This window comes from Paenirhizobium selenitireducens ATCC BAA-1503 (genome assembly GCF_900492185.1).
GTDB lineage: Bacteria > Pseudomonadota > Alphaproteobacteria > Rhizobiales > Rhizobiaceae > Allorhizobium > Allorhizobium selenitireducens_A.
In genome coordinates, this window is the sequence record NZ_UEYP01000013.1 from 34892 (window position 1) to 48345 (window position 13454).

A 13454-nucleotide genomic window follows, 5' to 3' on the forward strand; every position below is an offset into this window, starting at 1 on the left:
GATGCGGCGAACCAATTCGAGCGATGCCCGTAAGAAGGACACGCGCGAAAAAATCGAGCTGGGCGGCCTGATCGTGAAAGCCGGACTGCGCTGCGAAAAACGGGCGCTGTTGCTCGGGCTGCTGATCGATGCCGCTTGGCGCATCCGCGGTGACGAAACCGAGCGATTGCGCCTGGCCGCAATCGGCGCGGAGGCGTTCGGTCGCAACAATGAATAGGCTCCTTCTTACAATCCTGCCAGCCACATTCATGATCGCAGCAATGCTCGCGATGTTCGGCATCGAGAACTGGCTCTCGGGTTTCGGGACATCGCCTCAGGCGAAGCTCATGCTCGGACGGATCGGCCTCGCCCTGCCCTACACCGCGGCGGCGGCGGTCGGCGTCATCTTCCTGTTCGCGACGGCGGGCGCAGCAAACATCAAGACCGCCGGTTGGAGCGTACTGGCAGGCGCTTCAGTCGTCTGCATCGCAGCGATCGCACGGGAAGGGTGGCGGCTCTTTGCTCTTACCGACCGGGTGCCTCAAGGCCAGTCGGTGTTCGCCTATACCGATCCGTCGGCATCGCTCGGCGCATGCGCCGCCGTTTTGAGCGGGGTCTTCGCGCTGCGCGTCGCGATCAAGGGAAACGCCGCCTTTGCCAAAGCATCGCCGCGGCGGATCATTGGAAAGCGGGCCGTGCATGGCGAGGCCGACTGGATGAAGATGGGAGACGCCGCCCGGCTGTTTCCCGATGCCAGCGGCATCGTGATCGGTGAACAGTATCGCGTCGACAAGGACAGCGTGGCGGCCATACCGTTTCGCGCCGATGAAACGCAAAGCTGGGGCGCCGGTGGCAAGTCCCCCTTGTTGTGCTTCGACGGCTCGTTCGGTTCCTCGCACGGTATCGTCTTTGCCGGGTCTGGCGGCTTCAAGACGACATCCGTGACGATCCCGACAGCGCTCAAATGGGGCGGCGGCCTCGTCGCGCTCGATCCGTCGAGCGAGGTTGCGCCGACGGTCGTCGATCATCGGCGCAAAGCCGGACGCAACGTGATCGTGCTCGATCCGGCCACGCCCTCGATCGGTTTCAACGCGCTCGACTGGATCGGACGCCACGGCAACACGAAAGAAGAGGATATTGTCGCGGTGGCGACGTGGATCATGACCGACAATGCGCGCACCGCGTCGGCCCGCGACGATTTCTTCCGGGCATCCGCCATGCAGCTCCTGACGGCGCTGATCGCCGACGTCTGCCTGTCGGGGCATACGGACGAGAAGGACCAGACGCTGCGCCGCGTCCGGTCAAATCTCTCGGAGCCGGAGCCGAAGCTCCGCGAGCGCCTGACGCGCATTTACGAGCAGTCGGAATCCGATTTCGTGAAAGAGAACGTCGCCGTCTTCGTCAACATGACGCCGGAGACGTTTTCCGGCGTCTATGCCAATGCTGTGAAGGAAACGCATTGGCTGTCCTACCCGAACTATGCGGCGCTCGTGTCGGGCGACAGTTTCTCGACCGACGATCTCGCGGAGGGCGAAGCGGACCTGTTCATCGCGCTCGATCTCAAGGTGCTGGAGGCGCATCCGGGACTGGCACGCGTGGTCATCGGCTCGCTGATGAACGCCATCTATAACCGCAATGGCGAGGTCAAGGGACGCACGCTCTTCCTGCTCGATGAGGTCGCCCGCCTCGGCTATTTGCGCATCCTCGAAACGGCCCGCGACGCCGGCCGCAAATACGGCATCACGCTCACCATGATCTTCCAGTCAATCGGCCAGATGCGCGAGGCCTATGGCGGTCGTGACGCAACCAGCAAATGGTTCGAATCCGCATCGTGGATTTCGTTCGCCGCGATCAATGATCCGGACACGGCGGAGTACATTTCGAAGCGCTGCGGCGACACCACGGTCGAGGTCAACCAGACAAACCACTCCACCGGAATGAAGGGATCGTCGCGATCGCACTCGAAGCAGCTCAGCCGTCGGCCGCTGATCATGCCGCACGAGGTCCTGCGCATGCGCAGTGATGAACAGATCGTCTTCACCGCAGGCAATCCACCGCTCAGATGCGGACGCGCGATCTGGTTCCGGCGTGAGGACATGAAGGCCTGTGTCGGGCAAAACAGGTTTCATCGCGAAGAAGAGAGAGGTGGATGAGAGCCCCGATCGAAGGGGCTTGCATGTGCCGGCTGCAAGCCGGTCCGCGGGAGGATCGCAACCCGCATGGGACGAAACCGCTTGGCGGGTTCGGTGCGCTTCAGCGCATAGAGCCGTGCGGCAAAGCCGCCTCGCCCACTCCCTATTTCCTCCAGGGGGAAAACCATCAGCGAGATGAATCAATCACGCGGGATCGATTCATGGAAGTCGTTGGACGCTGCTTCAAAACGAAGCGAGAATCCAATCATGGAAAACGAGGGGACAGGCCAGGCTAATCTTCACCGCATCGACGCGGCCCAGAACATGCGTCGCTTCTATACGCTCACGATCCAGCCGACCCTGTTTGGTGGCGCCTCCATCATCCGCAACTGGGGCCGGATCGGATCTAACGGCCAGACGATGATGGAAACCTTCGACGGCCAGGAGGATGCAGACAGGGCGCTATCGCGCCTGGAGCGCACGAAACGAAAGCGGGGCTATCGCGACGCCCACCGCGCCAAATAACAGACCCTGAACATCCCGGGCCTGCTGTTTCCTGTGGTTTTCTCGCGTCTGGCAACACTTCCAGCATTCGCACCTCTATCGGCGCCGCACCTTCATCGTCATAGCTGAAGGACATCCATGAGCAGAGGAGATTGTCCTTCATGACCACCACCAACGAAATCGCCGACAAGATTGCATCCGAGCAGAACCTGACCAAGGCGCAGGCCAAGGCCATCGTCGAAAGTGTGTTCAGCCAGATCGCAGAGGCAGCAAAGGCCGGTGCGGAAACGTCGATTCCGTCCTTCGGAAAGTTCAAGGTCAAGGAAACCCCGGAGCGCGATGGCCGCAATCCAGCAACCGGTGCGACGATCAAAATCGCCGCTTCGAAGAAGCTGACGTTCACGCCGGGCAAGGCTGTCAAGGATGCACTGAACGGCTGAGGCGAGTGGGCTGCTGAGATCGGTAACCCAATGGAAGTCTCCTAGAAAGGAGGCTCCCCGCTGATGCGGCCGTCCTGCTCGGCCTCGATGACGGCAATGTCGGCCAGCGCCATCTCCAGTTCCGCGGCAATCTGGCGGCGCTCGTCAGCGTCCAGAACCGCCCTGAGCTCGGCCCGAAGCTCTTCGACTTGCTGCTCGTGGGAAATCGTCATCGTCGTCTCCTTGACGTTTGTGAAAGACGACGCCGCGCGTCATGGCGGAGCGGAGGAGTCAAGGAGCGCGGAACGCGACCGCTGGAAGCGGCGAGCGGGGGAGCCGAAATGCGCCAGCATTTTGGGGGTACCGCTCGTGCTGGACGCCTTCGGTCCGCCATGGCATCCTCGGGCGCTCTGAGCAGACCCCCACCTCTCCGTATCACACCCGAAAAGCCGGAAGCGGGTTCGAGGCCCGCGACCGGCTTCCTCATCCGGGAGAAGAAGAGCCCCGCCTGCCGGCGGAGCTCCTCGGGGTTGGATCAGGCTTCCCGCTTCGGGCGGTTCCAGATGAGGGCGTATTCGCCTTCCTTCTCGCTCGGCCACAGCGCCGCGGTGATCGGGGCGTTGAAGCTCGGGTCGTCCAGCTTGACAGAGATATATTCCTCGCCGTCGTTGGAGACCGCCTTCCAGCCCGCGCCGACCTCGACGCCGTTGCCGGCGGTGATGCGGAAGTCCGGGGCGTCGCGCGAGACGCGCTCGATGGGGTTCAGGCGGGCCTTCATGCTGACCGTGAGCGTGCGGACGTTGCCGATGATCGAGTTGTTGCCGTTGGTGGTGAATTCGCCGATGACTGCCATTGTCGTGATCCTTTCCGGTTTGTTCGGGCCGCGCCTGTCGCGGCCTCGATGGCGGTGTAAGAACCGGGGGCGATCGACACTGCACCCTCTGGGCCGAAACGAAGTGGAGGGCGGCCGGGAGCGGCTTTCTTGGACCGCGAGGAATGCGAACGCAGTTCGCTGGGGAAGAAAGTTGCGGATGGCCGTTGCGGGATGGCGATCGAGACGAAGTCGTCCTTCGGTCACACCCAATCCATCGAGGTCTGCGCGGGTGCGCCCCGCTTCAATCGGGAAGGAACCCGGCTTATGGCCCGGAGTTCATCGGCGATCCCCGACGGCGACCGCGGTGATGGCACCGCTCTCTCACGATGGCTCCCGTCTGCACGGCCCGCCGTGTCAGTCGATCCCTCACCGACGCCCCATCCGCATTATGTCAATGGCAAACGCGCTGACCGGCGCCGATCGCATAACGGCTGTTGCATCGGCCGCGTATTCTCGGACAAGCCGGCGACCGAGGTCTCACCGCACCTCCCTGGAGGCCGGTCGAGAAGAAAGGATGGGAGCGCTTCGAAACCAACAGGCTCGCGACGTGCCTATATCGACCACACCTGATCCGCCGTCGCGCGGCGGGGCTCGTTCCGCGTGCCTGCCGACTGCGCCCGCTCGATCAGAAAGGCCTACAAGTGCCGCTCGCCGACGCTGCAACGCGCCCTTAGACGTCGCTCGGCGAAATGTGCTTCGGCCTGTTCGTCGGGCGTGTCGGCCCGGGAATCTTCCAGAGCTGCCTGCACTTTCGCCCGGAACCAGCCGTCGTGGCTGGCCGCGTCAGGGCACGGTGTCGATGTCTGTCTGTCTGAACTCATCCGCCGTCGCCAGTATGGGTACGTTGTAATATTTGGCGCATGCGTAATGCAGGCAGTCGCCGAGATTGAGGCCCCGGCGACCCGCGCGATAACGATGCGCGGCGGAAAGAGCGATCCGGGTCGTCGCGGCCGCGGGCGGAAGATCGCGGATTTCGATCCCGCGCTCATCGAGGAACTCGATGACGATTGGTTCCACCTCCGCCACGGTGAGGCCGAACTTGTCGGGGCGGGCAAGACCGAGCACAGCCTCAAGCACGGCGACCGGGGAGGTGAAGGCGGCCTTCGCCGACGCGATCGCATCGGAGACACGCTCCGCTTCCGGCTCGTCGGAGAGGAGCGCGATGATGGCGCAGGCATCGACGAACATCAGCTTTCCCACAATTCGTCATAGGCTTCGCGCGGAAGCGGCTGTCTTGCAGCGGTGCTGAGTTCGACGCCGTGCTGTTTGCGGAGCCGCGCGGCGGTTTGCAGCGGGGTCTCCTCGCGACGGCGGCGTTCGATCGCCTCTTTCATGGCAATCACGATCGCGTCGGTAATGCTGACGCCGGCCATATGCGCGAACTTGCGCGTGAGCGCGTCCGCTTCGGGATTGTTGACGTTGATCGGCATGGCAACTCCATGTAGATAAATTCTGAAAATAATGTAGATCGCCTCGCCCATATCTGCAAGGTTCCTCCAACGGGGACACGTAGGTCGCACCGCCGACCGGGGAAGGCGTCTCGCCCTCCCCTTCGACCTTAGGGGTGAAAGGCATCAGGCGGCCTGCCGCTCCTCCACCTTGGGCTGGAGATCATGGAGATAGGCGACCGCGCGTTGCGCATGCGCGGCCGCCTGGAAGATTGCCCGGCGGTCTCCGTCGAGCAGCTTGAGCCACGAGGCCACATAGCTGGCGTGATCGGGCCGCGGCTCCAGTTCCGGGACGATCCCGAGATCGGCGCAGAGGAAACATGCCCCTATGTCGGCACAAAGCTCTTCGCGCGCGCGATCCGTGCGATCCTTGTGATAGCGGCTCAAATCCCGATTCAGCCGGTGGCTTGCGCCAACCCAGTGGGTGACCTCATGTCCGAGGACGGCGTAATAACTTTCGGCATCCCGGAACGTCTCGAAACCCGGCATCTGAATGCTATCGCTGGATGGCTGATAGAAGGCCTGTGACCCACCATGCCGGATCACCGCGCCGGTATTGGCGAAGAAGCGGTCCGCGTGCTCGATGCGCTCGAGCGGCTCTGCGACCGGTTCCGGGCGGCGATAGTAGTGATCCGGAAGCCCCCCGATTTGATCGCAATTGAACACCGTGTACGCCTTGAGGAACGGAATGTCGCGCTCGACTTCACCGCCGCCGGCATCCTTCTCTGTTTTCGTGAAGCGGCTGGCGTAGACGACGGTCGCACCGCTCTCACCCTTGCGCACATGGGCGCCAAGTTCGTTCGCCTGCCGAAGGGTCATCCATGTGGCCGACGTAAAACCGCACGCGATACTCTCCGACCAGAGCAGGAGGACATTCAGCCCCGTATATGGCTGTCCGTTATGGCGCAGCGGCCGGGTGATCCGCCCGGCCATATTGCCGGCACTCCAGGGCTGCACCCACGGGCGCAGGCCCTTCTCCAGATCGGCGACAATGCGGTCCGTGATCCGCGCATAGATGTCGATCCTCGCGCTTTCTGATTTCCTGCTCATTCTTCTGACCTCCGTGTGAGGCCGCGCCCATCGCGGCCCCGTCGCGGAGGGCCGATGGCAGGGGCGGTCAGACGGCATTCGCACCGGAACGGCCGGAACGAAGAGAAGGGCGGCGTAGCCGTTGCGCCTGCCGTCGGCTCCTGCAGGACCGACGGACGGGACGGGGCTGCGATGGGGCGTTTTTCCGCCTCTTCTTTTTTCGCCGCTTTCCTCCCGCCGTCTCGCGTGCCTGACACGCGAAAAGGCCGCCTCCGGCGGAGACGGCCTCGATGCAGAATTGCGATGTGACAGCTCAGTCGAAAGCCGACATTTGCGCCGCGGCCGCCTTGCGGTCGAGGGACTGGCCCGGATTGTCGATCGGCCGGTCGAAGGGCTTCCATGCTTCGCCAACGATCTGCTCGTAGGCGGCGACGGCACCTTCGGCGGCCATCCTGAGCGCGTGCGCCTGAACGCCCATGTCGGCCGCGAACTCGCGCTTGCGCTGGGCGGCGCTGTCATAGCCGACGGGACCGTCGAGATCTTCGTCGCGCGCTTCGGCGGCTCCCTTGGCGGTGGCGTCACGCGCCTCTGTGACAGCGCGGCTGTAGAACTGGCCGGCGCCATGAGCGGATCCGACATACGCTCCAACGATGCGCTGGAGATGGATCTGCATCGCCCGTTCGCTTAAGCCGTCGGACAGGCCTGTGGCGGTCTCGACGATCAGGCGCTCGTGCATGTCGCGGATGCCGTCGCTGTCGAGAATGGCGGTCCCGAAGCTTTCGGCGATCCGGAGCGCCTGCGCTTCATCGGGGCATGTGAGGCGGACCATTTCGATCGTGGCGCCCTTGCGGAGCTGGAGGACGCGGGCGGATTGGCGGGACTGGGTTGCGGGCTTTGCCATGATGTTTCCTTTCGGTTTTCCCGAAGCGGTTCCGGCCCCTTGGCCGATCTGCCCTTCGGTGCGGTCAAGAGGAGCCGGCGCAAGCCGGGCGGTTCAGGGTCCGGGCAGGCCAGATCGAGCGGAGCCGGTGCGCGAGCAAGCGGGTCTTTGAGACCTGCGAGGCCCGCGTTCCTGCTCTGCGACAAGCGGCATGACCGGCCGCCCCGCGGCGCGACAGCGGCCTTGAAACGACCGGCAGCCGGTTCAGACCGCAACGAAACCGAAGGGCAGACCGGCCAAGGGGATCGACATCGGATGCCAGCGCCGAAGAGGAAACCAGGCAAGGCCCGCGCCAAACCAGTTCCCCATCTGTCGGAAGAGCTTCGCCCACAGGGCCGGAATGCTTTGACGCCCTCCTGATGTCCGCTGGTCTGCGGGGCGCTCTCGATGGGAAAGCGGCGGCGGTTTGCTCTCGGCGGCGCTCCAGATGAGCGACCAGAGCAACGACGATTACGTCTATGACGAAGCAACCGGGGAATGGCGGCCGGCCTCCGAACTTGCCGCGGAGAAGGCGAAGGCCGCCGAAGTCCGCGATGCCTCCGGCAATGTGCTCGCCGACGGCGACTCCGTCGTGCTGATCAAGGATCTGAAGGTCAAGGGCGCCGGCCAGACCCTGACGCAGGGCACCGTCATCAGGTCGATCCGGCTCACCGATAATCCGGAAGAGATCGATTGCCGCCACGACGCGATCAAGGGGCTGGTCCTGCGCACGGAATTCGTGCGCAAGCGCTGACGGGGTGCGCTACCGTTTGGGCAAGCGGTAACGATCAAGCCAAGTGGGGCCGTGCGTGTTGCGAAGTCGGCGCAATATCCCGCCATCGTCATGAGGCGCTTCGCCCATCCAGGCGTTGTTCAGGATCCGCTTCCACGAACGGCCGTGTCTGGCGGCATAATCCTGAAGGGCATTCAGTTCTTCCTCGGTCAGAGGTGGAAGCGGCTCGGTCTCGAAGCGCCTCATGGCGCGCTCCTCTCATGACGGTGATGACGGCATCCTCGTTCCGGATCCCGAACGGAAGCGCCGCATTCCGGTCGCGTCTGGAAAGCGGCAATGGCCGCCTCCTGGCGCGCGAGCTTGCGGGAAAGAGCATCGATCTCCGGCTGCCGTTCTGCGGTGGTCGCCGCCAGACTGGAGCGATAGCGGGCGAGGAAGGCTTCCGGCGCGGGCGGTTTACCCCGCCGGTATCCGCTTCGGCGCCGTCCGAGCGACGGGACGAGAGCCGTCATCTTGGCGGCAATCTGCCGCTCGATCATGTCGAGCTGGCGTTGAGTCTGGCGGCGGGCCTCTTCCATCCGGAAAAGCAACGCCTGACGTTCCGGGGACCGGGTCATGAGTCCCTCCCCTGCCAGACGACAAAGCTCGATGGCCCGTCATAGGACCGATGACGATCGACATCGATTACGAAGCCGAAATGGCCCGGCTCGTATTCGGAAGACCGCACGAGAAAATGTCGTTCCCCGGCATTGTGCTCTCGCTTCCCGCCGCGCGTGGCGATCACTTCGATCATGCCGGAATGATGATCGGAGCGAAGGGCGGAGATGACGATCCAGTCATCGGCATGGGCCGCCTCGAAAGCGCGACGGTCCTTCACATGGGATTCACCGGGCTCCAGGGTCGTGACGAAGATCATTTCCCAGGCGTCGGGCCACCAATCCTTGACGGACCGTTCCGCGCAGCGCCGCTCAAACCCGGTGAACAGATGCGGAAACGTGATCGCCACGATCGCCCAGGCGGAGTCCTCCTCATAGAAGCCGTCCTTCGACCGCAGCAGCGGGTGAACCTTTCGGTTGCGCTCAGCCGAGAGCTTGAAGCCGCCGTGCCCGGCGGTGGAATGGCACTCAACGCCCTCCGCATAGACGGTCGTGCGCTGTGACATTCCCCAGGGCGTATGGACACGGGTGAAGATCTCGCAGCGGCCGAGCGCCTGTCGTTCGCGCTGATGTTCGGCGTTCTCGATTACGCATGCATGAAACGCCGCCTCGTCGGCGAGTTCGCCGGAATGGCCGTGGAAGTCGGATCGCTTCCACTCGGCGAGCGGCCGGGCGATCTTACCACCGAGGCCAAGATAGTGCCGCCCATTACGGCCGGGCAACATTGCGAACGCCGTATCGGCGACACGGGCGACCGGAAAGCCATCAGCGGATCGCCCAAAAGAAACCTTCGGATATCCGGAGGTATCATTGGCTTCGGTCATGACAGGGCTGGTGTTCATGCTGCCGCCCTCCCTTCCACAACGTCGGCTGCGACCTCGTCCGCCGTGACGACCTCCAGCACGGCATGAGGGTAGCCGTGTCGGGACAGCCATTCCTCTGCGGCTTGGCGGTTCGCTGCGAGATGCACGAGCTCGGCATAGTCGCCGGCGCGATCGAACACGCGGCAACTGCCAATGGCAGGGCGTTCGACAATCGTGAACGTCAGACGGGTCTCCAGCGAGAAGGTCCGATGAACGCGGATTGTGATGACGCCGGCAGCACCTTGGTCGGCCTCATGAAGCGTGATGCCCGCGGGCAGGATGATGCTGCCTGAGCCAAGTTCGCCCTGTTTGCGGATCAGGCGGCCGCTGCTGTTATTGGTCTGCCATGCGGACAGCTCCCTGCGATGGCGTTCGGGCGGGCGCGGCGCGCCGTCCGACCAGGCGATGATCGAGCCGATGGGTGCCGTAAATGCGATATGCGCGGACATGCACGTTCTCCCTAAGTTTCGAGGGGTTGCGAAAACGAAACCGCCGCCGATGGAGATCACCGGCGGCAGAACATCATCCGAAAGGAAAGTGCGGGGGCGGCTATTCCGCCGCGACGCGATAGGCCTCCTGCGCATCGTCGGGATCGATTGCCGCCTGAGCGTCCTCGAAGGTGTCGGGCACATCCTCTTCACCCTCGAACGGATCGAGAGCTTCACCTTCATCGACGACGCTCCCACCAACCGGAGCGCCTTCACCAGTATCTCCATCCGTCTCCGTATCGAAGGCCGCCCCTTCAATGGTCGCGCCGTCGAAGCCATTCTCTGCGGCGTCAACCTGGGCTTCCTCGTCGCCGAGAGTGTCGGCATGCTTGATCAGATCGGCGACGTCGTTCGGATCGGGGGCGAAGAGCGCCGACGCATGAACGAAATGACCTTGCCTGAAGTGGTCGACCAGAGCCGCACGGGTTTCGCGCACCTTTGGACGCGGCAGGACATTGGCCTCCTTCGCCGCCGATTCGAGCGCCTGCCGCGACAGGCACAACAGGAAATCTTCGGAGCCCATGTTCGTGAGATACCCGTCGGCGCCGATGGCATCGCCGGCGATACGGGAAACGACGCCGCTGTTCGACATGCCACGGCGGCACGACAGGACGTCGATCAACATGGAGCGGGCGGCGACGCGCACCGTCTCCGTATCAAAGGCGAGCTTTCCGTCCTGGGAAAACAGACGCGCGGCATGGCGCCGGAAACGCTTCGGTCCGAACACATTGTCGTTGGAGCCAGAGTCGACGCGGACATTCTGGCCGGCAAAGGCGAGAACGAGCAAGGCGATCAGCATGTCGTCCTCGATCGGCGCGCGGCCGAGCGCCTCGTGAAGCGCGTCGGTGCGGAAATCGCCGATCATGTCATGGCCCTTCTGGGTGACGTCGGGGCGCGGCTTCGGCGTGTCGATGACCCTGCCGTCGTGGACATCGCCCTGCCCGCCTGTCGCGGAGACGCCGCCCTTGCCCTTCGCTTGCCTGTCCTCCGGCATACGGAAGGCAACCGATTGCACCTTTCCGTCACGGTCAAGATACATGGCCACATGGTCGGACTTTGAGGGCTTGCCGTAGACGCGTTCGGCCTTCTTCGGCAGTTCCGGCTGGCCCCAGTTGTTGACCTCGACGATCGTGCCCTTCTTCGGAAGATTGCTGGTCATCCATTCCTGCTGGGCGCCAAGGAAAGCCTCGGCATTGGTGGTATAGCGCGTATCTTCGTCAGCCGGCGAAAACAGGTCCTCGACCCACTCGATGCCATAGGCCGCGGCGAGATCGTCACCGAAGCTCGCGTCCTTCGCATACATGCGCGTCTTCGTGAGCGCCCGGGCGATGTTGTACCAGTCGGCCCGCTCGCTCTTCTTCGGCTTGTGCGCCTTCCACAGCTGCCTCTGCTCGTCGAGCGAAGCCGCGGCGACAGTGCGGAGCTGCTGCTCGTTCGGCATGTCACCGAGCGCCATATGATCGAGCATGGCCGGCAGCACATTGGCGAGCAGCCTGAGCTTCCGGATCTGCCGGACCGGCAAAGCGAGTGCGACAGCGATCGCTTCCTCGGTCCAGCCCAGCGCAACGAGCCGTTCTATGCCGCGCCATTGGTCGACAGGATTAAGCGGTTCACGGGCGATATTCTCGACCATCGAGCGCATGGCGCCGTTATCGTTGGCCGCCTCGCGGACGATCACCTCGATTTCCTCGAGGCCGGCGGCAATCGCCTGTCGCACACGACGATGGCCAGCCTGGATGATATAGCCGTTGCCGCCATCCGTCTGCGGCGAGACGACCGGCGGCTGGATGATGCCGACCGCCTTCACCGTCGCCAGAAGCAGTGCGTCAGCCTGCGGCGATGATTTGGAACGGCGCGCGTCGTCGGGATTGTCCTTCAGCGCGCGGGGATCGAGTTTGAGGATCTGCATGGGATTTGCTCCTTCCGGGGTTTCGGAACCGGCGCATCGCCGGCTCTTGTCCGTCTTCAGGTCTTTCCGAAGACATTTCCCGGACCGCAGGGCGGGCGGACCGGCGCAACTGCGCCCGAGCGGCCCTGCCGGTCAGGGCGAGCGGGGCGAAGCCTTGCGAGAACGACCGGCTGGGGGTGCGGAGGGGGCGGTTGAGCGGAAGCGGCGACGGGATGGCCGGTCTGCGAAAGGGATTTTCCTCTTCCTTTTTCTTTATCCCCTGCCCCGTTTAAGCGCTTTGGGGCGATGAGCGAAACATAGTGCTTTTATCGCTCACATTATTGCGGCATTGTGAGCGATAAACAGGGAGTTTATAGCCCATGGCGTGGAATTGGGAATTGGCGGGGTGGCCGAAGTTCGAGTGGAACCCTGAGCTTCTGCGGGACAGGGAGCAGGGATTCATGGAGAATGCAGCTATCGCCGTCGGCACCATGCGCCATCTCGGGAAGAATGATCGCGAGGACGTCGTGATCGAGCTTCTCAGCTCCGATGCTTTGAGCACATCAGCCATCGAGGGGGAAGTCCTCGACCGTGACAGCGTTCAATCGTCCCTTCGGCGGCAACTCGGACTGTCTGCGGCACCTCTCCGCAGCAGTCCGGCAGAGGCAGGCATTGCCGAGATGATGGCGGACCTCTACCGCCACCCGATTGACCCCATCACCGAGGAGCGGCTGTTCGAATGGCACCGGATGGTGATGAACGGCCGCCGGGACATTGCCGACATCGGCAGCTATCGCCGTCATGACGAACCGATGCAGATCGTCTCAGGCGCTTTCGGCCGCCAGCGCGTACACTTCGAAGCACCCCCATCCGAGCGCCTGGCGGTCGAGATGGGCCGGCTTCTCGAATGGCTTCAACAAACCACTCCGGAAGGACCGGACCCGCATGCTGCCCTTACCCGCGCCGGCATCGCGCATCTGTGGTTCGAGAGCATCCACCCTTTCGAGGACGGAAATGGCCGTATCGGCCGTGCGATCGCCGAAAGCGCGCTTGCACGAGCGATCTCCACTCCGACGTTCAGCGCATTATCGAAATCGCTGCTGAGACACCGCAAGGACTATTACGCGATGCTCGAGGCGGCGAGCTCCACGCTCTTCATCGATGACTGGCTCTCATGGTTCGCGGATCGGGCGCTCGAAGCCCAGAAGTCCGCGGACGAATTGGTCCGCTTTCTGATCGAAAAGACACGGCTTATGGACAGGCTGCGTGGCGCGCTGAACGAGCGACAGGAAAAAGTGCTGCTGCGGATGCTGGCCGAGGGGCCAGAAGGATTCACCGGGGGCTTGAGCGCCGGCAACTACGCGACAATCACCGGCGCTCCACCCTCGACCATAACCCGCGACCTCTCCGACCTGGTCGAGAAAGGCGCGTTGCTGCGCACCGGCGAGCGCAAGGCGACGCGCTACCGGCTGAATATCACAACCGACACATAGGCGAGCTGGTCCCGGCGCTGTACCAGCAA

Annotated in this window: 18 protein-coding genes; 6 read left to right on the plus strand and 12 right to left on the minus strand. The window is 63.6% G+C overall.

Annotation, left to right across the window (positions count from 1 at the left end; all coding sequences use genetic code 11):
• Window position 1 precedes the first annotated feature (1 nt).
• The 4 genes from traD to RHIZ70P_RS17995 all read left to right on the plus strand — a co-directional run bounded on the left by traD (window position 2) and on the right by RHIZ70P_RS17995 (window position 3055).
• Entirely contained in the window at window positions 2-217 is a 216-nt protein-coding gene (traD, locus tag RHIZ70P_RS17980; protein ID WP_115671867.1) for a type IV conjugative transfer system coupling protein TraD, read from the plus strand.
• Window positions 210-2132, plus strand: a complete 1923-nt coding sequence (gene traG, locus RHIZ70P_RS17985) for a Ti-type conjugative transfer system protein TraG (RefSeq protein WP_115671868.1) — start codon at window positions 210-212, stop codon at window positions 2130-2132. Before traD ends, traG begins: the two co-directional genes overlap by 8 nt.
• Window positions 2133-2378: 246 nt before the next feature.
• Complete coding sequence (locus RHIZ70P_RS17990; protein ID WP_115671869.1) at window positions 2379-2636, plus strand: WGR domain-containing protein; 258 nt, start codon at window positions 2379-2381, stop codon at window positions 2634-2636.
• A 140-nt stretch (window positions 2637-2776) separates the two neighbouring features.
• On the plus strand, window positions 2777-3055 hold the full coding sequence (locus RHIZ70P_RS17995; protein ID WP_115671870.1) for an HU family DNA-binding protein: 279 nt from the start codon (window positions 2777-2779) through the stop codon (window positions 3053-3055).
• Window positions 3056-3096: 41 nt separating this feature from the next.
• Here the strand turns inward: RHIZ70P_RS17995 and RHIZ70P_RS23065 are convergent, their stop codons facing one another.
• From RHIZ70P_RS23065 to RHIZ70P_RS18020, 7 genes are all read right to left on the minus strand, one after another.
• Entirely contained in the window at window positions 3097-3267 is a 171-nt protein-coding gene (locus RHIZ70P_RS23065) for a hypothetical protein (RefSeq protein ID WP_181904063.1), read from the minus strand.
• Window positions 3268-3569: 302 nt separating this feature from the next.
• A complete protein-coding gene (locus RHIZ70P_RS18000) occupies window positions 3570-3887 on the minus strand; it encodes a DUF736 domain-containing protein (RefSeq protein ID WP_064334949.1) in 318 nt (105 codons plus the stop codon).
• A 656-nt stretch (window positions 3888-4543) separates the two neighbouring features.
• On the minus strand, window positions 4544-4729 hold the full coding sequence (locus tag RHIZ70P_RS23450; protein WP_328588193.1) for a hypothetical protein: 186 nt from the start codon (window positions 4727-4729) through the stop codon (window positions 4544-4546).
• The gene (locus tag RHIZ70P_RS18005) at window positions 4692-5096 is read right to left on the minus strand and encodes a type II toxin-antitoxin system VapC family toxin (protein ID WP_115671871.1); all 405 of its coding nucleotides are present in this window, start codon (window positions 5094-5096) and stop codon (window positions 4692-4694) included. Before RHIZ70P_RS18005 ends, RHIZ70P_RS23450 begins: the two co-directional genes overlap by 38 nt.
• A complete protein-coding gene (locus RHIZ70P_RS18010; RefSeq protein WP_115671940.1) occupies window positions 5096-5338 on the minus strand; it encodes a type II toxin-antitoxin system VapB family antitoxin in 243 nt (80 codons plus the stop codon). The genes RHIZ70P_RS18005 and RHIZ70P_RS18010 overlap by 1 nt, the downstream gene beginning before the upstream one ends.
• Before the next feature lie 144 nt (window positions 5339-5482).
• Window positions 5483-6406, minus strand: a complete 924-nt coding sequence (locus RHIZ70P_RS18015; protein ID WP_115671872.1) for an ArdC family protein — start codon at window positions 6404-6406, stop codon at window positions 5483-5485.
• Between the two features lie 292 nt (window positions 6407-6698).
• Window positions 6699-7286: a hypothetical protein gene (locus RHIZ70P_RS18020; protein ID WP_115671873.1), complete on the minus strand. Its 588-nt coding sequence runs from the start codon at window positions 7284-7286 to the stop codon at window positions 6699-6701.
• A gap of 466 nt (window positions 7287-7752) precedes the next feature.
• Between RHIZ70P_RS18020 and RHIZ70P_RS18025 the strand changes: the two genes are divergently transcribed.
• The gene (locus RHIZ70P_RS18025) at window positions 7753-8058 is read left to right on the plus strand and encodes an alkylphosphonate utilization protein (protein ID WP_115671941.1); all 306 of its coding nucleotides are present in this window, start codon (window positions 7753-7755) and stop codon (window positions 8056-8058) included.
• A gap of 9 nt (window positions 8059-8067) precedes the next feature.
• Here the strand turns inward: RHIZ70P_RS18025 and RHIZ70P_RS18030 are convergent, their stop codons facing one another.
• From RHIZ70P_RS18030 to RHIZ70P_RS18050, 5 genes are all read right to left on the minus strand, one after another.
• Window positions 8068-8283, minus strand: a complete 216-nt coding sequence (locus tag RHIZ70P_RS18030; RefSeq protein ID WP_115671874.1) for a hypothetical protein — start codon at window positions 8281-8283, stop codon at window positions 8068-8070.
• Window positions 8280-8654 (minus strand): hypothetical protein, encoded by a 375-nt coding sequence (locus RHIZ70P_RS18035; RefSeq protein WP_115671875.1) that lies wholly within the window; start codon window positions 8652-8654, stop codon window positions 8280-8282. The genes RHIZ70P_RS18030 and RHIZ70P_RS18035 overlap by 4 nt, the downstream gene beginning before the upstream one ends.
• Window positions 8651-9535 (minus strand): DUF7007 domain-containing protein, encoded by an 885-nt coding sequence (locus RHIZ70P_RS18040; RefSeq protein WP_115671876.1) that lies wholly within the window; start codon window positions 9533-9535, stop codon window positions 8651-8653. Before RHIZ70P_RS18040 ends, RHIZ70P_RS18035 begins: the two co-directional genes overlap by 4 nt.
• Entirely contained in the window at window positions 9532-10005 is a 474-nt protein-coding gene (locus RHIZ70P_RS18045; protein ID WP_115671877.1) for a hypothetical protein, read from the minus strand. The genes RHIZ70P_RS18040 and RHIZ70P_RS18045 overlap by 4 nt, the downstream gene beginning before the upstream one ends.
• 100 nt (window positions 10006-10105) lie before the next feature.
• Window positions 10106-11953 (minus strand): ParB/RepB/Spo0J family partition protein, encoded by a 1848-nt coding sequence (locus RHIZ70P_RS18050; RefSeq protein ID WP_115671878.1) that lies wholly within the window; start codon window positions 11951-11953, stop codon window positions 10106-10108.
• 359 nt (window positions 11954-12312) lie between these two features.
• On the opposite strand from RHIZ70P_RS18050, the gene RHIZ70P_RS18060 reads away from it, so the two are divergent.
• Entirely contained in the window at window positions 12313-13425 is a 1113-nt protein-coding gene (locus tag RHIZ70P_RS18060; protein WP_115671879.1) for a Fic family protein, read from the plus strand.
• Window positions 13426-13454 lie beyond the last annotated feature (29 nt).